22 protein-coding genes, 1 pseudogene and 1 other annotated feature are annotated in these 19,243 nt (G+C 49.8%); of the genes and pseudogenes, 2 read left to right on the top strand and 21 right to left on the bottom strand.

What is annotated here, in order from left to right; translation table 11 throughout:
- Nucleotides 1–230, top strand: a 230-nt coding sequence (locus GX016_03360) for a sigma-70 family RNA polymerase sigma factor (protein HHT70603.1), incomplete at its 5' end; no start/stop codon positions are given.
- A 65-nt stretch (nt 231–295) separates the two neighbouring features.
- On the opposite strand, the gene GX016_03355 is transcribed toward GX016_03360, so the two are convergent.
- Nucleotides 296–895: a 1-acyl-sn-glycerol-3-phosphate acyltransferase gene (locus GX016_03355; GenBank protein ID HHT70602.1), complete on the bottom strand. Its 600-nt coding sequence runs from the start codon at nt 893–895 to the stop codon at nt 296–298.
- A 92-nt stretch (nt 896–987) separates the two neighbouring features.
- Entirely contained in the window at nt 988–1,689 is a 702-nt protein-coding gene (locus GX016_03350; GenBank protein ID HHT70601.1) for a membrane protein, read from the bottom strand.
- Between the two features lie 226 nt (nt 1,690–1,915).
- Between GX016_03350 and GX016_03345 the strand changes: the two genes are divergently transcribed.
- Nucleotides 1,916–3,055, top strand: coding sequence for a Gfo/Idh/MocA family oxidoreductase (locus GX016_03345; protein ID HHT70600.1), 1,140 nt, complete (start codon nt 1,916–1,918; stop codon nt 3,053–3,055).
- A gap of 75 nt (nt 3,056–3,130) precedes the next feature.
- Here GX016_03345 and GX016_03340 read toward each other — a convergent pair.
- The 19 genes and pseudogenes from GX016_03340 to GX016_03250 all read right to left on the bottom strand — a co-directional run bounded on the left by GX016_03340 (nt 3,131) and on the right by GX016_03250 (nt 19,240).
- Nucleotides 3,131–3,423: pseudogene (locus tag GX016_03340) on the bottom strand (ornithine cyclodeaminase).
- 226 nt (nt 3,424–3,649) lie between these two features.
- The gene (locus GX016_03335) at nt 3,650–4,429 is read right to left on the bottom strand and encodes a serine hydrolase (protein ID HHT70599.1); all 780 of its coding nucleotides are present in this window, start codon (nt 4,427–4,429) and stop codon (nt 3,650–3,652) included.
- 86 nt (nt 4,430–4,515) lie between these two features.
- Nucleotides 4,516–5,199, bottom strand: coding sequence for a glycosyltransferase (locus tag GX016_03330; protein ID HHT70598.1), 684 nt, complete (start codon nt 5,197–5,199; stop codon nt 4,516–4,518).
- Nucleotides 5,200–5,253: 54 nt separating this feature from the next.
- Nucleotides 5,254–6,291, bottom strand: a complete 1,038-nt coding sequence (gene mltG, locus GX016_03325) for an endolytic transglycosylase MltG (GenBank protein HHT70597.1) — start codon at nt 6,289–6,291, stop codon at nt 5,254–5,256.
- Nucleotides 6,292–6,483: 192 nt separating this feature from the next.
- Entirely contained in the window at nt 6,484–6,777 is a 294-nt protein-coding gene (locus tag GX016_03320) for a DUF1292 domain-containing protein (GenBank protein ID HHT70596.1), read from the bottom strand.
- A gap of 56 nt (nt 6,778–6,833) precedes the next feature.
- Complete coding sequence (gene ruvX, locus GX016_03315) at nt 6,834–7,253, bottom strand: Holliday junction resolvase RuvX (protein ID HHT70595.1); 420 nt, start codon at nt 7,251–7,253, stop codon at nt 6,834–6,836.
- Nucleotides 7,254–7,265: 12 nt separating this feature from the next.
- Nucleotides 7,266–8,216 carry a 4Fe-4S binding protein gene (locus tag GX016_03310; protein HHT70594.1) on the bottom strand — a complete coding sequence of 317 codons (951 nt, stop codon included), beginning with the start codon at nt 8,214–8,216 and terminating at the stop codon, nt 7,266–7,268.
- A 17-nt stretch (nt 8,217–8,233) separates the two neighbouring features.
- Nucleotides 8,234–8,491, bottom strand: coding sequence for an IreB family regulatory phosphoprotein (locus tag GX016_03305; protein ID HHT70593.1), 258 nt, complete (start codon nt 8,489–8,491; stop codon nt 8,234–8,236).
- Nucleotides 8,492–8,585: 94 nt separating this feature from the next.
- Entirely contained in the window at nt 8,586–11,237 is a 2,652-nt protein-coding gene (alaS, locus tag GX016_03300) for an alanine--tRNA ligase (protein HHT70592.1), read from the bottom strand.
- 45 nt (nt 11,238–11,282) lie between these two features.
- Nucleotides 11,283–11,502: a binding site (T-box leader), on the bottom strand.
- 28 nt (nt 11,503–11,530) lie between these two features.
- On the bottom strand, nt 11,531–12,580 hold the full coding sequence (locus tag GX016_03295) for an AI-2E family transporter (protein HHT70591.1): 1,050 nt from the start codon (nt 12,578–12,580) through the stop codon (nt 11,531–11,533).
- A gap of 1 nt (nt 12,581) precedes the next feature.
- Nucleotides 12,582–12,764, bottom strand: a complete 183-nt coding sequence (locus GX016_03290; GenBank protein HHT70590.1) for a hypothetical protein — start codon at nt 12,762–12,764, stop codon at nt 12,582–12,584.
- Between the two features lie 13 nt (nt 12,765–12,777).
- The gene (locus GX016_03285; protein ID HHT70589.1) at nt 12,778–12,960 is read right to left on the bottom strand and encodes a hypothetical protein; all 183 of its coding nucleotides are present in this window, start codon (nt 12,958–12,960) and stop codon (nt 12,778–12,780) included.
- Between the two features lie 96 nt (nt 12,961–13,056).
- Nucleotides 13,057–14,142, bottom strand: a complete 1,086-nt coding sequence (mnmA, locus tag GX016_03280) for a tRNA 2-thiouridine(34) synthase MnmA (protein ID HHT70588.1) — start codon at nt 14,140–14,142, stop codon at nt 13,057–13,059.
- Between the two features lie 14 nt (nt 14,143–14,156).
- Nucleotides 14,157–14,525 carry a Fe-S cluster assembly scaffold protein NifU gene (gene nifU / locus GX016_03275; GenBank protein HHT70587.1) on the bottom strand — a complete coding sequence of 123 codons (369 nt, stop codon included), beginning with the start codon at nt 14,523–14,525 and terminating at the stop codon, nt 14,157–14,159.
- Entirely contained in the window at nt 14,515–15,699 is a 1,185-nt protein-coding gene (nifS, locus tag GX016_03270; GenBank protein HHT70586.1) for a cysteine desulfurase NifS, read from the bottom strand. Before nifS ends, nifU begins: the two co-directional genes overlap by 11 nt.
- A gap of 33 nt (nt 15,700–15,732) precedes the next feature.
- Nucleotides 15,733–16,188, bottom strand: coding sequence for an Rrf2 family transcriptional regulator (locus GX016_03265; GenBank protein ID HHT70585.1), 456 nt, complete (start codon nt 16,186–16,188; stop codon nt 15,733–15,735).
- An 88-nt stretch (nt 16,189–16,276) separates the two neighbouring features.
- Nucleotides 16,277–17,584: a replication-associated recombination protein A gene (locus GX016_03260; protein HHT70584.1), complete on the bottom strand. Its 1,308-nt coding sequence runs from the start codon at nt 17,582–17,584 to the stop codon at nt 16,277–16,279.
- The gene (gene ltaE / locus GX016_03255; GenBank protein HHT70583.1) at nt 17,584–18,630 is read right to left on the bottom strand and encodes a low-specificity L-threonine aldolase; all 1,047 of its coding nucleotides are present in this window, start codon (nt 18,628–18,630) and stop codon (nt 17,584–17,586) included. The genes GX016_03260 and ltaE overlap by 1 nt, the downstream gene beginning before the upstream one ends.
- A gap of 22 nt (nt 18,631–18,652) precedes the next feature.
- Nucleotides 18,653–19,240, bottom strand: a complete 588-nt coding sequence (locus tag GX016_03250; protein HHT70582.1) for a 5-formyltetrahydrofolate cyclo-ligase — start codon at nt 19,238–19,240, stop codon at nt 18,653–18,655.
- Between the last annotated feature and the right edge of the window lie 3 nt (nt 19,241–19,243).

Here is a 19,243-nt window from a genome sequence, read left to right as displayed (position 1 = left end):
TAGTAGAAGCTCAATGTGAGAAAGAAAAGCTGTACGAAAAGCTAAGGCACCTGGGCCGGCGCGAACGCAAAGTCATAGAACTACGCTATGGGCTCCCTTATGGGCACAGAAGAACACAGCGGGAAATTGCCCGCATCTTAGGCATCTCCCGCTCCTATGTCTCCCGGATCGAAAAACGAGCCTTAACTAAACTCTGCCAAGAACTGATAGCAGATGAGGGTGGTATGTAATAGAGTTCAGATGGTCATAGAGCACGTCTTTGTCGCTCTGGAAGAAGTAGCGGTGATAACGAGGGTTAATCCAGTAACAGGGAAATTGTTTTCTCCATTTTCTCATTCAACTCTTCTATATCGTGGCGACTGAGTTTTAAGTCATCAACTGGTGGAAATGGTTCGCCAATACTTACCCTAATTCTGTCTCGGCAGGGAACATATTTGCCCACCGGTAGGACCTGCCGTGTACCGGAGATAGCTACCGGTATGGCCGGTACTCTTGCTTTTGAGGCCAGATAAGCCCATCCAGGCAAGAAAGGTTTCAGCTGACCGTCAAGGCTGACTCCCCCTTTAGGGAAAACCCCGATAACGCCTCCTTTGGAAAGCTGTGAAAGAGACTGTCTTACACTTTTGAGATATCCCCGGGGACTGTTTACCGGCAAAGCCCCAACGGTCCTAACAAGAACACCTATCAAGGGAATTTTGAACACATAAGCTGCTGCGAGAAAAGTAATCTTACGCGGGATACACACCATGAGCACAAGTGGATCGATTAAGCTCTGATGATTAGCCACAAGCACAAAAGGGCCTTTGGGTGGGATCTGGTTTTGGCCGGAAACCTCTATACCTCCAGTTAACTTAAAAAGGCACTTGTATAAACACTTCAGAAAAGCATACACAATACACACCTCGACAAGGAAAAAGTCAGCCCAGATTGATGGTCAACCATTTAATCTGGGCTCAACAGCATGGTATCGGTTGACGCTCCTCACAGTCAGCTGTCTTCGCTTATCCTTAGTGTTTTTTCTACGCTCGCAGGCCTTTTTCTCAGGGAAACAAGCGCGTTGTAATCGTCCACTAACGTCCGATGCTTGACTGTCTTAGGGTCCTTTCCCCCGAGGCGGTAAGTAATCTGAACTGCCGGACCTATAAGCAGCGCGAATAAAATCGTCCCTATCCCTGGCTTTGCTCCCAAGGCAAATCCGGCTGCAGCAACAGAAATCTCTATTACCGTTCTGGCCTTCCCCACGTTAATAGAGAGGCGTCTCGATAATCCGAGCATGAGCCCGTCCCTCGGACCTGCACCCCACCCGGTGTTTATATAAAAATACGTACCCCAGCTCATTATGATTATACCGGCCAGCAGCATCACTATCTTACCTAATAGGCCCCGGGCAGTGGGAATCAGCCAGAACACTTCAATTAGATCGATAAAGTAACCTATAAAGTACATGTTTAGGATTGTGGCCCAACCTGGCACTTCTTTCATCACAATATTGACCAGGATAATGGTCGCACCTACGATCTGAGATACTTGTCCTAATGTAAGTCCAGTGTGGTTAACAAAACCGATCTGAAATGTATCCCATGGTGCCGCCCCTAGTTGAGAATGAATCGTAAGTAGGATGCCAATGCTGAACAGGAATAGTCCAAACATTAGCAGTATCAACTTTCTGAAACAATTAATAGATCTCATGGCTTCCTCCAGATGTACGTCCTTAGATCAGGCGATGTTGTACTGAAACACCAGTTCTCCCATTTGTCCTTAGGTTTTCAGCTCCTATTCTATCATATAGTTAGCCTGGTCTTCTACCAGATACTCTGTGAAGCCAGCTGAGGCCCTTGCCGTGAGCCAGCTGTGAGCTGGTTAAACCGGAATGAAATACGTTTCCCCGGTGCACACTTTACGGGGAGGGACAATAATGGAAACGATAGGAATAGGAATTATTGGCTTTGGCTGGTTCGGGGAACTCATAGCTGACACCATCGTCAATACTCCAAGCCTGTGCTTGGTAGCAATAGCCGAACCGAACCCCGAGCGGCGTGAGTGGTTAGGTATGAAATTCCCAGAGGTCCGACCCTATGATGCTGCTGAACAGCTATTAGGAGACAAAAACTTGAGCGTGGTCGTGGTGGCTACGCCCCCTGTACTCCATACTAAGCTCGGTTGGCAAACCTTGGCCGCCAACAAACATCTTTTTTTAGAAAAGCCTGGCGCCTTGAATACAAACGACATGGCTAAACTTAAGCGGCTAGCTGACAGCTGTGGACTAAAAGCCAGTATTGATTTCGTCATGCGGCGAAATCCTCTTTACTTTATCCTCAAGCAGTTACAAGATAAATCCGTCTTCGGCCAGGCGGAGCGTGCCCTACTGGAGAACTACGCTCACGATGACCACCTGCCACCTAATCATTGGTTCTGGGACCTAGCCACAAGCGGTGGTATCTGGATTGAACACGGAGTTCATTTTTTTGACCTCACAAACTGGCTCTTTGGTCCCGTTAATCAAGTAAAGACCGACAGCTTCAGACGGTCAAATGAAACGCTTATCGACCGTGTGGTCGGTACCGCTGTTCATGATAATGGCTGCATTGTCAGTTACTATCATGGTTTCACAAAACCGGAGCTATTTGAAGACACTAGCTTTAATCTGGTTTGGGAACAAGCTTATGCTCATATATCCGGATGGATACCAACTGACCTCAGCTTAGATGCCCTAATTACTCCGGAAGTTGAAGCCTATATTAAGGGCCAGCTTATGCAAGAAGCAAGGACATTCTTGCCGGGAATAGGTATCGAATTAGTATCCAGCAACGTCCAACATCTACCTTCGCTGCAACCCCATCGAAGAAATCAAGACAAGGAATTTCGTGCTACCGCCCGGTTGAGACTTTGTCTTGAACTGTCCTCTGATCGCTGGACCGTTTATCGCAGCTGCATACGAGAAGGCCTGCTAGACCTTTGCCGAGCTGCGCAGAATCCGGACTACGAACCAGCCGTCACCTTAAATGACGCCTACCAAGCGCTAAAGGTGGCTGTAGCTTTTGCCCATGGTCTGTAAGAACTTAGTATTGACAACCTCATAAGTAGTGTAGTTCGGACGCAACCGCAAAGTAAAGGGGGTTTTGCCTTAGATCTAAGTTTCCGTTCCAATGCCCTGCTCCAGGGCTTTGGTGTAAACTCTGTGAGCCGTCACTACACTATAAACCGCAATTCCCACGGTTTTGAACAGGGTTATTTCGCTCTTGTTCTTTCTTCCAGCCATCTGCCCCAATGCTAGCTCTCCTAGTTCTCCATTGATTCTGCCTGAAGTTATAGCACCATTTCTTATGGGTATGATAAAGTCCCAGCTTCTGAGAGAACTGCTTCTTTTTAGTTCACAAAGCTTTTGTCTGCTCTAGTGACAATATGTTGGTCGAGTTCCTGCATCTATGGGGTATAGGCACCTACACCGTTAACATGTTTTAACTACATTAATGAGCTCTACGATTCAAAGAACAAGAAAAGCCTTCCCTGAACCAATCAAACCAGAGAAAGCTTCTTTAGTTGTACTTTTTCTCCCGACACTCGACAAGGAATTAAGTAAAGATCCACAAACTCCATTACATCCCACCTGAAAAACCGGCCAAGCGTTATGTTCCTAGATTGCTTAAGCCTATTCTTCTCTTAGTGTCTGGTATACAATTTGGGAAACATCAGCGATGGCTTGTGCGCCGGCAGCATTGGATGAAAGTTTGTCCGTCAGTATAGCGAGAATGTAAGTGCGCTCGGGCAGGAAGAAAATCCCCACATCGTGTTCCAAAAAGTCTAGATCGCCCGTCTTGTGGGCAACTATCACCTCTCTTGGTAACTGTGAGGGCAACTTATTTCGCAGCTGCTGCTTTTTCATGATATCAATTATCTTGGTTGAAGCCTCTTCGTTAACTACTTGGCCCTTTGCCAGCAATTGGAGTAACAAACCCATATCCTGGGCCGAAGTAAAGTTGTCTCTACCCTCTTTGGCAGCCGTGCGATCCATCATTTTGCGTTGTAGTACCGTTTGTTTTAATCCCAACTTACGAACCAAGTCGTTTACTTGGTCCATTCCCACCAAGTCAATGAGTTCATTGGTGGCAGCATTGTCGCTCACGATAATCATCAGCGTAGCCAGATCAAGCACTGTTGGCCGCAACTTAATGCTGAGCTCAGTCAGCACTCCCCCTCCACCGACGCGATTCTCTGCCTTCAGGGTTGTCTTGGCATTAAGATCCACTTTTCCTTCAGCCGCCGCCTTAAACAAAGCCGCTAGGACCGGGATCTTAATAATACTGGCTGACGGAAATATCTGATTTGGATTCACCGCCAATTTGTCTCCAACAGTAACATCCTCTAGATATAACCCTACTTCCCCTTCCAGGTAGTCCAATACACTTAAGATGGCGTTGCCAGGTAGCAATGAATCGCCCCCTCTTGGCGCCTTATGACAGCACAGATAGGGTCGCCTATGGCTGACCAGAGATCAAGAAAGCGACGTCATTCAATTTACCAAGGCAGGTATAAGTCGGCGATGTAATATTTCCGCCAGTTCAATAATGCGTACAAGCATTCATAATACATTTTGAGTCGCTGATATGACCCGTTGGCAAAACCAAACTTTTCCTCTTTTGTGTGGTGAGTAATACCTTTCAGGGCTGGATATGATACCGGGACTCTATAGTGGTCGGCCAATTTACTTAAGAAGATTTCCACTCCAAAACGACACCAGTGGAGTGAAGGAACATTCTCGATGAACACTCCGCGAAAGCCCCGCTGTCCATTCAAAATGCCAAAATACTGTTGGGCCAAGTCCACGTTCAGTTTCCCGCCTTGAAAAACACCCACTGTCATCCCCAGGCTCTCATCGGCTTCCAGTGGCTGCAGGAGCTCTTCGACATGGTCTGGCCGCAGGTTAATCAAGTCAGCATCCAGAAATAGCCACAGGGGTGAGCCTTTTATGTAGTCAATTCCGGTCTGCAAGGCTGCACCTTTGCCGCGATTGTGTGGATGACGGAGAACGTCCACCGGATATTGACTCGCCACCTTACTGGTACCATCCTTAGAGCCATCGTCAATTACTACAATGCGATGGGGGCGCTCTATGTTGCAGATCACTTCTAAAACAGCGCCTATTCGTGGTTCCTCATTAAACGCCGGAATGAGGACTGTAACCGGTGTAACATTAACCATTGTTCTAAAACCTTTCTCTACTAAAAACTTGCCTCGTCTCGTAAAGAGACTGGTTTACTTAGTCTGATATTTTCGTTGATTTTCCAGGTGTTCTTCATAAGTAATACTAAAGGCATGGCTGCCGTCAGGCTTGGCCACAAAATACAGTTTTTCGGAATTGCTGGGCCTAAGTACCGCTCTAATAGCCGCCCGTCCTGGTGCAGCAATAGGTCCTGGCGGTAAACCGCTATGTAAATAAGTATTGTATGGTGACAATGCCTTGGTATCTTCCTCACTTAGCACCGGTTTCGGCTCCGGAAAAAGATACTGCACGGTAGCACAAGATTGAAGCGGCATCTTCTTATGTAAACGATTATAGAACACTGCTGCAATGAGTGGACGTTCCGCAGCCACTTTGGCTTCGCGCTCGACCAGGGAAGCCAGTGTAATTAATTCCCGTGGTGAAAGCCCAGCCGGCAGATTAGTCAAGCCCTGGATTTCCTCTGCCCAAACCTCATCCATACGCCGAAGCATTTTCTGCGCTATCTCCTCGGCCGGAGTATTCGGTAACAAAAAATAGGTGTCCGGGAAGAAAAAACCTTCCCATTGCCAGTCTATTTCGCTCGAAGCCACGTTACCAAAGTAATCAGATACCAGGCCGCCATCTTTAGCCACGGCCAGAAATTCAGTCTCGTCAGTTATCCCTTGGGCAGCCAATAGGCGAGCCATCTGCCTGACGGTATATCCTTCAGGAATAGTAACCTTGACTTCCTTATTGACAGTCTGACCCCTGGCTAAGGTCTGCAAAATGTCCTGAGGTGTCTCAGACGGAGCCAGACAATACTGTCCAGCTTTGATCATTTTTTCCTGACCAGTGAATTTGCCCAACAGACGAAAAGCGCAAGCACTTCTTATGAGTCCTTGTTCTTTTAATAGCTGAGCCACATCGGCCGCGGTCGCCGCCGGAGGAATTTCAATCGTTACCGGGACGGTCGTACTGGGCTCAAGTGGTTGCAGTAGAGTACTGGCCGTTAATAAGAAGAACGCCATGACCACTAACGCTACAACCAGGACCCGTTGGCCTGTTTTTCGTCTTATCACCGTAGGTGGCATAATTTACACGCTCCACTACTTCCTTCCTTGGTGTAATTATACGACCTTGTCCCTTATAAAGCAACAAAAAGCGGGGCTGTCATTGACCCCGCTAGAGAAATTGCTCCCCCATAAGTAACTTTTCTCGCCATACATTGTGCCCCGCTTGAGGCGATTTATGCATGGAAACAAGTAAATTATCGACTTTCCCGGTTACTCTTCGTCTTCTTCGTAGTCTTCCTCTGCTAGCCGCTCTTCCCACTCGGCTGCTGCGCGTTCCCATTCGTCATCATCTTCAATTTCTACCAAAATCTGATCCCCATCTTCGTCGTCTTCTACCCGAAATATCAGGGCTTCCCCTTCTTCGTCATCTTCCTCAAAATCATTCATAGGTAACAAAATAGCATACTCTTTCTCGTCCACGTTGAAGTAGTCTACCACCTGGAATTCATGTTCTGCCCCTTCTTCGTCAGTCAACACGATGATGTCGTTACGTTCTTCACCCACTCCAATCACCTCGGTTTCTCAAATTAAGCTCATTGTACCTGTGGAGGTAATCGCTGTCAATCTCTATTTGCTCGACGAGCGAGAAAGTTTTCCAGTATTAAAGTCGCTGCCACTTTGTCCACTACCTGACGCCGCCGTCGTCGGCTTAGGTCAGCGTCCAATAAGACTCTCTCCGCTGCCACTGTGGTAAGTCGCTCATCTTCTTCAAAAACAGGTTTCTGTAATTGTTCCCTGATTATCTCTCCGAAGCGGCGAGCCTCTTCAGCAGCTGGACCATAAGTACCGTTCATGTTTCTGGGTATACCAACGACAAAACCCTCCACTTCATAGACAGCCATGAGCTCGCGCAGGCGAGATAAGTCTCGTGCCAGATCACGACGCTGTATCACCTCCACTCCCTGAGCGGTAAGACCCAAGGCATCGCTTACAGCTACACCGATAGTGCGCGTTCCCACATCTAACCCCATCACTCTCATAACCTGACCCCTTTACACAACTTTTATACAAAATTCGGGGCATACCGCCGCGCAATAGCCACAGAGCAAGCAACGGTCATGGTCAACATGCATTTTACCATCTCGAAGATAGAGCGCCCTCTGGCGGCACCGCTGGGCGCAGCGACCACAGCCTTGGCACCAATCAGAAATATGCAGGTGTTTCTCTTTAACCGCCATAGCAACTGAGATGTCTTCTGGCTTCTGTTCGCCCTTGATGATTCTAACATTAGCCTTGACCTCGGCTGGCGTCTTCATACCAACTGCTATTGCATCAAGGCAATCGAGATTCAAGACAAACTCCCACGCTTGACTAAAGCGCTTCAGCAAATTCCCCCCACCCAGAGGCTTCATGGCATAGACACCCCGCTGAGCCTGTCGTAATGCACTCATAGCTGCCAGCATATCTTGTAAGGTTCCACCCTTTATTCCCAGGCCAGCAACGTTTACTATCGGTTGCACCACATCAATGATTGGGTGCTCGGCGCAGGCTTGAACTACCTCCACCACATGGGTGGAAACTCCGATAGCTCTTACTTTACCTGTTTCTTTGGCGGCAGCCAAATACTCCAGCGCTGGTGCGTGGCCCTGTAACGTCAAGCGGCTCTCTTGTTCGTGTAACATAAACAAGTCGATATAATCCCTATTTAGCTCTTGTAACGCTTTTTCCACTCGGTCCCGCATACCGTCATAGGTGTAGTCATAGGAACGACTGGCAATTACCACCGGCTGTGTCCATCCGACCAGTGCCCGCCGAATGTAGTCATAAGTCCGATAAGAGTCCGCCGTCTCAATAAAGTCGATACCTTCTTCCAGGGCAGTACGAATAACCCTGGCACCTTCGGCCAGGGTCAAATTAGCCTGCAGGGGACCAATGGTAAGTGTACCCAAACATAGCCGGGAAACTACCAGGCCCGAGCGACCCAATTTCCTCCGCTCTACCATTTTTGCCTCCGTACTCCTTATTCTCGGGATAAGTAAGTGCGCACCAATTCCTCCAGGATTTCGTCGCGTTCAAGCTGACGTATCTGATTGCGGGCATTCTTATGGTTAGTAATATAAGCCGGATCACCGGACAGTAGATACCCTACTAGTTGGTTAATCGGATCATAGCCCTTTTCCTGTAGAGCATGGTACACCGACTTGAGAATTATTCGAGCCTCGGCCGTTTCATCGCGCAAGGAAAACTGCCGTGTTTCTTCCATCGAGTCTTTTAGCATACGGCCTCACTCCTTTAGCAAAATCCCGCTTAGAGTTATATTCGGTTTGTCAGGCCGTTTTTCCTGCCGGAAGGCAGGGCGTGTTGCCCTGCCTTTAGTAAATACTTTGTAGCTTCTCTTTGGCCGCACTCACAGCTGCAGCCAAAGCCGCTTGTAGCTTGGAAGGTTCTTTGCCACCAGCCTGAGCCAGTCCCGGTCGCCCACCGCCCCCTCCGCCGGCGACAGCTGCGGCAGCTTTTACAATCTGACCGGCATGTAGGCCACGGGCGACTAAATCACGGCTCACATAAGCGATGAAATTGACCCTGTCCTGGCTCCGGTAACCTAAAACAATCACCGCGCTGGGCAGACGGGCCTTAAGAATATCTACTACCGTGCGTAGATCATCCATACTGTGGGCAGTAATTGCCGTGGACAGCAACTTGCTGTCCCCTACTTGCTCCACCTGATCTAACACTCTCAGAGCAGCGAGTTCCAACATCCTTTCGTTCAGCTGTGCCAGCTCTCTATCCTTCTCTTTCAAGGCAGCTCTAAGCTCTTCTACCTTGGCCACAACATCCTCTTCGGTAGTACCCATGAGTTCGGCTGTTTCTGCCAGCAGCATGTCCCGTCGCCGCCACAAGGACCAAGCTTCCATTCCTGCTACCGCCTCGATCCTGCGCAGTCCTGCACCTACGCTGGTCTCACTTAGGATTCTGCATAACCCAATCTGCCCGGTACGACTAACATGGGTGCCGCCGCATAGTTCTTGACTAAATGAGCCAATTCTTACTACTCGTACTAGATCGCCATATTTCTCTCCGAACAACGCAATAGCCCCTGACGCCTGAGCCTGCTCTCGGCTCATGACAGTTATTTCCAGGGAAATATTGGCCAAAATCTTTTCATTTAGGAGCTTCTCCACCGCTCGTAACTCTTCCTCTGTGAGTGGGCCAAAATGGGAAAAGTCGAACCGGAGTCGTTCCGGAGTTACCAGTGAGCCTTCCTGATGTACGTGAGCGCCCAGTACCTGCCGTAACGCCTGGTGCAACAGGTGGGTCGCGGTGTGATGCCGAGCCGTTGCCAACCGCCGCTCCTTGCTCACTTCGGCTATAGCCTCTTCTTCTGTGTGAATCGTGCCTTTGACTATCTGGCCGCTGTGAACAATAGCGCCTGAGGCAACTTGTTTGGTATCACTTATCTCCACTAAGCCTCCCGCTGCTGTTTGTATAGTGCCGCCATCTCCCACTTGGCCACCGCCCTGAGCGTAAAATGGAGTCCGATCCAAAACCACTTGTACAGACATTCCGGCCCCAGCTTCAGTTACCGGCAATCCGTCTACTACTAAAGCCTGGATATAGGCCTCATTTGTGGCCAGACTGTCATAACCAATGAACTCCGAACAAACATCAGCAAACAGTTCATCTTGATAATCCCAGCTTTCCATGGGGGTGTCCGACAAGCGGGCCGAGCGAGCGCGTTCACGCTGCGCGTCCATCTCCGCTTGAAAGCCAGCTTCGTCCACTTCAAAACCCTGCTCAGCCAGAATCTCTCTAGTGAGGTCTAACGGAAACCCATACGTATCGTAAAGCCGAAAAGCATCATGGCCGGTGAGAGTCCGTTGTCTATCCTCTTCTAATTTGTCAATCATTTCACTTAGAATACTGAGTCCTGTGTCTAAAGTGCACAAGAAGCGAGCTTCTTCCCTTTTTATTACTTCTTGTACGAACACTTCTTTTCCTACCAATTCCGGGTAAGCCGTACAGCCCACCTTTACCACCACAGAAGCAATCCGGCCTAAGAATGGTTTCTTGATTCCCAGCAAACGACCATACCTTACCGCTCGTCTCAACAATCGTCTTAGCACATAACCTCGACCTTCATTTGCCGGTAAAACATCATCGGCAATTAGATGAACAATGGCCCGGCTATGGTCGGCGATTACTTTAAGTGCTACATCGATATCTTCGGACCGGCCATATCTTGCCCCGGCCACTGTGGCAGCAGCTTCGATAATGGGAAAAAGCAAATCCGTTTCGAAGTTATTGGAAACACCCTGTAATACCGAGGCCAGGCGCTCCAAGCCCATGCCGGTATCAATATTCTTCTTAGGCAAAGGAGCATAATTGCCGGCTTCATCCCGGTCAAACTGGGTAAACACTAAGTTCCATATTTCCAAGTAACGATCACAGTCACAGCCCACTTTGCAATCAGGTAAGCCACAGCCCCGCTCCGGACCAAGATCGATATAGATCTCTGAGCAAGGGCCGCACGGACCGGTGCCAATCTCCCAAAAGTTTGTTTCCTTACCCAGCCGCACAATCCGCTCCGCTGGGATTCCGACTCGGTCGTGCCAAATATCATAGGCTTCGTCATCATCAGTGTAGACAGAGATCCAAAGATGTTCCTTAGGTAATCCCAAGTCTTCGGTCAGAAATTCCCAAGCCCAGGGAATAGCCTCTGCCTTGAAATAGTCCCCGAAAGAGAAGTTCCCTAGCATCTCAAAAAAAGTGTGATGGCGGGCGGTACGGCCAACGTTTTCCAGGTCACCGGTGCGCACGCACTTTTGTGAAGTCGCTATCCTTAGTGCCGGCGGCGTAGCCTGACCGGTGAAGTAACGTTTAAACGGCGCCATTCCGGCTCCGATAAGAAGCAGACTGGGATCTTGTTCCGGCACTAAAGACGCACTGGGTAACACAAGGTGCCCCTTACTCTCCATAAAATCTAAGAACCGGGTTCTAATCTCGTCACCACTTAGTCTTTCCATTGCCTTCACCCCTTCATAATGGTTTTAAGCACAAATAACCCCCGTCGCAGGGACGAGGGTTCCTCTCGTGGTACCACCCTGATTTGCTACCATGTAGCCTCAGAAGGTGCTAAACTGCACAGAAGTGTTAACGGTGCCCACCGGGAGCGCTCTTCACGCCCAGCTCAGGAACGGCCTTCCCTTTAGACACCCTAGGAACCTTCCACCCTAAGGGTTCCCTCGCTTAGAGAAAGACTAAAGGTACTTTTTCCTTCCTCGCTTTTCTTTCATTGGTCCTTATTATAAAGCAGACTCTAGTTCCTGTCAACTTTTTGAAAAGGCCATCGGTTCCTTTCGCGCCAGAAACAGAGGAAAACCTTCAGTCCCGCTGTAAGGGGCACCGCCAGCAACACACCTACAATACCTGCCAGCTGTCCCCCCACTAAGAGGGCAAAAATAACCGTGAGGGGATATAGGCCCACCCGTTCTCCTAAAATCTTGGGCGAAATAATTGTGCTTTCCAACTGGTGAATCACCACAAACAGGACTGCCACATATAAGGCTTTGGCCGGTGACTCCAGTAAAGCGATGATAATGGCCGGCAGCGCCCCTATTACCGGACCAAAATAAGGAATAACGTCGAAGATACCGGCCACAATTCCGATCAGCAAAGCGAAATCCACCCGGAGCAAAGTCAGTCCCAAGAAAGAAAGAACGCCAACGATCAGCGAAACCAAGAGATGCCCCCGGATGAATCCGCTAAACACAACATTCAGCTCTCGTGACAAGTAGCCAATGTCTCCATTTGCACTGGCGGGAAAAAAGGCCAAAAAAGTACTTTTGATAAGGGACAGATCGCGCAGCATGTAAAAAGCCAGAATAGGAGCGATAATTATCGCTAGTGCATGGGAGAATAAGGCGACAATAAATTCTGCCACCGAGCGCACATAGCTGAGCAAAGTAGTCTCGACTCGAACAATGGTCTCATCTATTACTTGGCGCAAACCGGCTGGCAAAGCCACCCTAGAATACAAACGCTGTATTTCATTAAGGCGGGAAGTGACTTCTTGGGTGTAGTTGGGAACCATGTTGGCAAAGGCATCTAATTCGGTCATGGTCAGCGGTACCACACCTAGCACTAGCAGCGCCAACAAGGCTGCCACAGCAGCATATGAGAATAATATCGCTGTAACCCGGCTGGCACCTCGGCGTTGCAGTTGATCTACCAGCGGTACCAAAAGATATGTCAGCACCGAAGCATAAATAAAAGGGACTATGGCCGCGCGCACAACGAAGAGAAAAAGGCCTAGCAACACCAGGCCTAGAAGAAAAAGCAAGCGCGTGCGCCACAACCGACCAAACATACTAATCTCTAACCATTCTGCGCCATAGGTCTGTCATTACCGTCTTAGCCCGGCCCATCTTCTGATGAGCCTGTATGATTCGGCCTTTTGTCTCCGGCTTAAGGTTAGGATAGGAAGCGAGTCCAATTATTCCTCCCAAGAGCCCGCCCATCAGTAAACCGGGCCAAAACCTACTTCGTCTCACCAAGATACCCCCTTCAGCTGCCAATGATGGTATCTTCCCAAGCGGAAAGTGAGCCGTCATCTTGCACTTCGTAGACCAAATAGCCCTCTTCTGTAGGCATAAACTCTAAGCAACAGTTGCGGCAATAGTATTGATTCGTACCCACGCGGCCTACATGACGCTCACCGCACACGGGACAGGACCAACGAGCGGACACCGTCTCTCCTCCTTGTCTGGTTCTTGCCTCTAGTATGTCCCGGAGATGTCCGTTCCAAACAAAAGCAGGGATTTGTTGTTCTGAGACAACAAATCCCTACTTGACGATGATGCCGCCACCGAGAACTTCCTCATTGTCATAAAAAACTGCCGCCTGGCCTGGAGCAGGGGCTCGGGCCGGTTCCAAGAACTTTACCTTAGCAGCAAACTCGCCTTCCGGTAATACCCGTGCCCGGTAAGGCGTACCACGGTAGCGTACTCGTACCATGGCATCGACCGGATCCCCGGGCGGAGGAATGCTGGTCCAGTTGACTTTCTCCACCTGTATTTGTGAACGCCACAATTCCTTTTCCTCGCCTAAAATAACGGCGTTTCGTTTCGGATCAATGTCAACAACATACAAGCGTTTGGAAGAAGCTATCCCTAGGTGTCGGCGCTGGCCTACAGTGTAAAATGGCAGTCCTTGGTGTTCTCCCAGCACTTGTCCCTTTGTATCGAAAAAAAAGCCTGGTTTTATTGCTGTTGGTATGCGGTTTCTTAGGAAACCACGATAATCATCATCAGACACAAAACATATTTCTTGACTATCCTTTTTCCGAGCCACCGCTAAGTTCAGATGGCTCGCCATCGCTCTGGTTTCTTCCTTGGTCAGCTCGCCCAGTGGAAACAATGTGTGTGCCAATTGATACTGGTTCAGACCATAAAGAGCATAACTTTGGTCTTTGCCCTTGTCCTTAGCGGCCAGCAGTACGAACCGATTGCGGTCCGAATCGTGCCTTAGGCGTGCGTAGTGCCCTGTGGCCACATACGCCGCACCTAGGCTAAGCGCCTTGTCCAACAGGTATCGAAACTTCAGCTGCCTATTGCAGACAATACACGGGTTCGGCGTGCGTCCGAAAGCATACTCCCGACAAAAATAATCTACAACTTCGCGTTGAAACTGCTCCCTGAAGTCAAGCACATAGTGGGGTATCTGGAGCTTATCGGCCACAGATCGCGCATCACCTATGGCGCTCACTGAGCAACAGCTCCCGGACTGTTCCCCGTTAAGACCAGCTACGGGCTTAGTCCAAATCTTCATCGTAATCCCAATAACTTCGTACCCTTGTTGCTTAAGCAGTGCCGCCGCAATAGAGGAATCTACGCCACCGCTCATGGCCGCCACTACACGCTGGCGTGCCATAAAACATCACCTACTTATTTGTGCTTCTCTTTATAATCAGCAATAGCGGCATGCAATGCATCGGCAGCCAAGTTAGAGCAATGCATTTTTTGACAAGGCAACCCACCCAATGCTTCCGCTACTGTTTGGTTACTGATTTTAATCGCTTCCTCCACGGTTTTGCCCTTCACCAGCTCGGTTACCATGCTAGAGGTGGCAATGGCAGCTCCACAACCAAAAGTCTTAAACTTAATATCTTCGATCCGATCGTCTTTGATGCGAAGAGATATTTTCATAATATCCCCACATACTGGGTTGCCCACTTGCCCTACACCATCTGGGTTATCTATCTCTCCTACATTGCGCGGGTGCGTAAAATGATCCATAACTTTCTCAGTGTACATAGCTCAATCCCTCTCCTTCAGGTGCCAGCGGTGACATGGCACGCAGACGTCTAACAATGTTAGGCAGAACCGATAGGACAAGATCCATATCTTCTTTAGTATTCTCGCGGCCGATGGTAAGCCGGAGGGAACCATGCGCAACTTCGTGCGGGAGTCCGATAGCCAAGAGAACATGGGAAGGATCCAGCGAACCAGAAGTGCAAGCGCTGCCGCTGGAGGCGGCAATGCCCGCTAAATCCAAGCTCAGAAGTAGGGACTCGCCTTCCACAAACTCAAACGAGAAATTGGCGTTTCCCGGTAAGCGCAGAGTCCGATGGCCGTTAAGCCGCACATAATCAATCGAGCTAAGAACACCGTCGATAAGATAGTCACGGAGCCCGGTAAGGTGCGCTCGCCGCTCCGGTAGCTCAAGCTTGGCCAGTTCAGCCGCTTTACCCAGCCCCACAATACCGGGCACGTTCTCAGTGCCGGCCCTGAACTTGCGCTCTTGGGCCCCACCGTGAATAAGAGGTCTAATCTTAGTTCCTCGCCGTACATACAACGCCCCGATACCTTTCGGCCCATATACCTTGTGCCCGGACAGGGACAGAAGATCTACACCCAGTTCCTTCACGTCGATGGGAATATTTCCAACCGCTTGCACAGCATCGGTATGGAACAGGGCACCGTGTTCCTTGGTAATCTGTGCCAGCTCGGCAATGGGCTCGATGGTACCAATCTCATTGTTGGCAAACATGATGCTAACCAAGATTGTCTCTGGCGTCAGTGCCTGTTTTAACGTTTCGGGGTCGACCAGGCCATCGGCATCTACCGGCAGATAAGTGACTTGGAATCCGTTTCGTTCCAGTTCCTCCGCCGTGTGTAGTATGGCATGATGTTCAATTGTCGATGTTATAATGTGTCGTCCGCGCTGACCCAAAGCAGCAGCAACTCCGGTCAGAGCGAAATTATCCGCTTCAGTGCCACCGCTGGTAAGAACAATCTCGGTTGGTTCAGCGTTAATCAAAGCTGCTACTTGAGCTCGAGCGTTTTCTGTGGCAGCTTTAGCTTCCCGACCCCAGCTGTAAATACTGGAAGGATTACCAAATTGATTCTGAAGATAAGGCAGCATTGTCTCTAAAACCTTAGGATGCACAGCCGTAGTTGCTGCGTGATCTAGGTACACGCGACGCATAACACTTTTCTCCTTTCGCTTCTAGATACTGAACTAACAACTTCTGTCTCCGGTATCCTGTATGGGGCCAAGCTTCTTCTCCTCGGCCATCAAGTCAGCCAGGGTAATGCTATCTAACACTTGAGCCATACTGTCGCGCAACCGCTGCCAAAGTAAGCGTTCCACACAAGATTCAGCACAGTCACATATGTCTATACCTGGAAGATCGACTACACACTGTACTGGCCCAATAGGTCCTTCTAGCACACGGATAATATCTCCGGCAGTGATAATGGATGGCTCTTTCGCTAGGTAATAACCACCCTGTGCGCCCCGAACACTGCGAATCAGTCCTGCTTTTCGCAGTTCGCTCACTAGCTGCTCGAGATACGATTCCGACAGGCTCTCGGTCTCGGCCACTTCTTTCAGCGGCACTGGCCCTTCGCCGTAACGACGGGCTAAAGCTAGCATTGCCCGCATGCCGTAACGACCTTTGGTGGACAGTCTCACAATCCCTCTCTCCTTAATCCCTAGTAATTCACTAGGATTGCTTGGTTTTAACATAGCACAGTCCCCTGGGGTTGTCAAGGGGTAAAACTCAACCCTGCTGCCACCAGTGTTTGAGCCGGTCTCTAATGTCTTTCTCAGCGCCGTTCTCTGTCGGCTGATAATAAATTCTGTCGGCAACCGCTGGTGGTCGATAATCTTGCCGTATGAAATTACCGGGATAATCGTGAGGGTATTCATAATCTACACTGATACCAGAATCTTGGGCTTCACGAGTAGACCGGTTCCTAAGGTGGAGCGGAATTGGCTCAATAGGTAGGTTATCCACATCAGCGAAAGCTCTATTCAAAGCCACATAACTGGCATTGCTCTTGGGTGCCGCCGCTACGTAAACAGTAGCTTGGGCCAGAGGAATCTGTCCTTCAGGCAGGCCAATCAATTCCAGGGCTTGTGCTGCCGCAACGGCCACTTTCAGCGCCTGAGGATCGGCATTGCCCACATCTTCAGCGGCAGCAATAACCAGCCGTCGGGCAATAAAGCGAGGATCCTCCCCGGCTCTTAACATGCGGGCCAACCAATACAAGGCTGCATCAGGGTCGCTGCCCCGCAGACTCTTGATAAAAGCCGAAACAGTATCATAATGGTAATCGCCTTTACTGTCGTAAGGTAAGATCTTCCCAGCTACCTGCTGCACCAGATCCAGAGTAATCGCTTCCCCTCTGTCCGCACAAACAAGAGCCGCTTGTTCCAAGAGGTTGAGGGCGGACCGAGCATCGCCCGACGACAGGAGGGCAATCGCTTCGGCTCCTTCGTCGGTAAGAAATAATTCTTGAGCGCCTAAGCCTCGTTCTTTATCAGTCAATGCATTCCTGACAATGGTCTTAATGTTCTCCAAGGTCAGCGGGTGTAGCAGGATAACTCGACAGCGGGAAAGCAGTGGTGGAGTAAGGCTGTAATAGGGGTTCTCTGTCGTGGCTCCAACAAGGATAAGGAGCCCCTCTTCCAAGTGAGGAAGAAGGGCATCTTGTTGGGTTCGATTGAAGCGATGAATCTCGTCCAAAAATAACACCGTTCGCTGACCAAAAGTGTGTAAGCGCTCTCTAGCCTGCTGTACGGCCTGTCGCACATCAGCTACACCGGCTGATACCGCACTTAAGGAGTAGAAATGTGCCCGTGTATCTCTGGCCAGCAACCGGGCTATGGTAGTTTTGCCGCAACCCGGGGGTCCCCAAAGAACCTGGGAAACCAAGTGGCCCTTGTCCAGCGCTATCTTTAGGGGGGAACCAAAAGCCAACGCTTCTTCCTGACCCACAAATTCTGCCACCGATCGAGGACGCATTCTCTCGGCCAACGGAACCCTTGCTCTGTTCATGGCTGAAAATAGAGTTTCTCCGGTCATCAAAAATCACCCTTAAGGATGTTTCCTGTAATTAACACCGCTCGGTCGGCTGCGGCCCGGTCCACATCCTTGTGGGTGACAAAACGAACAGTGGAGGGGCCAAAATCGGTAGCCAAAACCCCTTCTTCTGCCAGCCGCTGTAGCAGTTGTGATGCACTCCATCTACTGTCTGAAATGTGGGCCAAAACAATGTTTGTCTCCGGCGGTATCACGTCTAGTCCTGGTATCTCAGCTAAGCCTGCCGCTAAGTACTGGGCCAAGTCATGATCCTGGGGTAGGCGTTCGATCATTTGCTCCAGGGCCACAATGCCGGCAGCAGCCAAAATTCCTGCCTGCCTCATGCCTCCCCCTAACCGTTTCCGCCATTTACGCGCTCGGGCAATCCATTCTTTTCTACCCACAATCAGCGAACCTACAGGAGCACATAAGCCTTTCGAAAGACAAAATGAGACTGAATCAACCCACGATGCAATTTCTTTAGCCTTTATTCCTAGTGCTGCAGCAGCATTAAAAATACGAGCTCCGTCTAGATGCAGCGGAATAGAGTATCGTTGCCCGATGGCAGCCAAAGATACCAGGTTAGAAATAGGCACCACTGCCCCACCAGCACGATTGTGAGTGTTCTCCAATAAGATAAGCCCCGTGGACGGGAAGTGAATGTTATCAGTGCGAATGGCTGCCTCTACTGTAGCTGGATCCATGGCCCCTCTCATTCCCGGTACGGTGCGCGTCTGTACCCCACCAATGAGTGCTGCCCCAGCGGCTTCATAGTAGAATACGTGGCTTTCGCTCTCTAAAATTATTTCTTGCCCGGGAACCGTGTGGGTAAGTATGGAGATGAGATTGCCTTGGGTCCCACTAGTTACAAATAAACCGGCTTCTTTTCCCAAAAGGTTGGCCCCTAGTTCCTCCAACCTGTTTATGCTTGGATCTTCGCCGTAAACATCATCGCCCACTTTAGCTTCGTACATAGCCTGCCTCATCTCTGGGGTAGGCACAGTAACCGTATCACTGCGAAAATCTGCCCTATTTTGAGCCACGTTCATCGGTGTCTCCTTTCTTCATTCGTTATTCTTGATCAACTCTGCACTCTCTGATCCCTTTCTCAGTCACCAGAAAGTGCACCGGAATATCATGAGAGTCCCGTGGAACCGACCTCACCACCTGCAGTTCAAACGCCAATCCAATGGTAGGAATATCCCCGCGCCGAGCCAACAAGCGGTCGTAGTAACCACCCCCATAGCCAATCCGATACCCGTCAGCTGAGAAAACGATACCCGGTACCACAACCAAATCGAGCTCCGAAAGTGAAACAGCTGCTGCTGTATAGCTCGGCTCCAATAGTCCATAGTAACTGGGTTGGAGCTCTTGCCAAGATTCAATCTTTAGTAACAATAACTCTCGCTTCTTGGGCACACAACGTGGCATGGCTACTAGCTTGCCCAGATGGAGGGATTGTTCCGTTAAAAACCTGGTGTCTATTTCCGAGCGTACACCGGCAAACAAAAGAACTGTTTTTGCTTGTTGATACAACGGCCAAGCGAGTAGCTTGTATGTCGCCGTCAGGCTTAATTGCGCCCGCTCGAAAGCACTAAGAGCGTCGCGCTGTTTGATTATTTCCTGGCGCAGGGTTCTCTTGTCCAGAAGCTGATTCACGCG

This window comes from Bacillota bacterium, from assembly GCA_012837285.1.
Lineage (GTDB): Bacteria > Bacillota > DTU030 > DUMP01 > DUMP01 > DUNI01.
The sequence above is the reverse complement of the archived record's forward strand: the minus strand, read 5'-3'. Positions and strand labels throughout refer to the sequence as shown.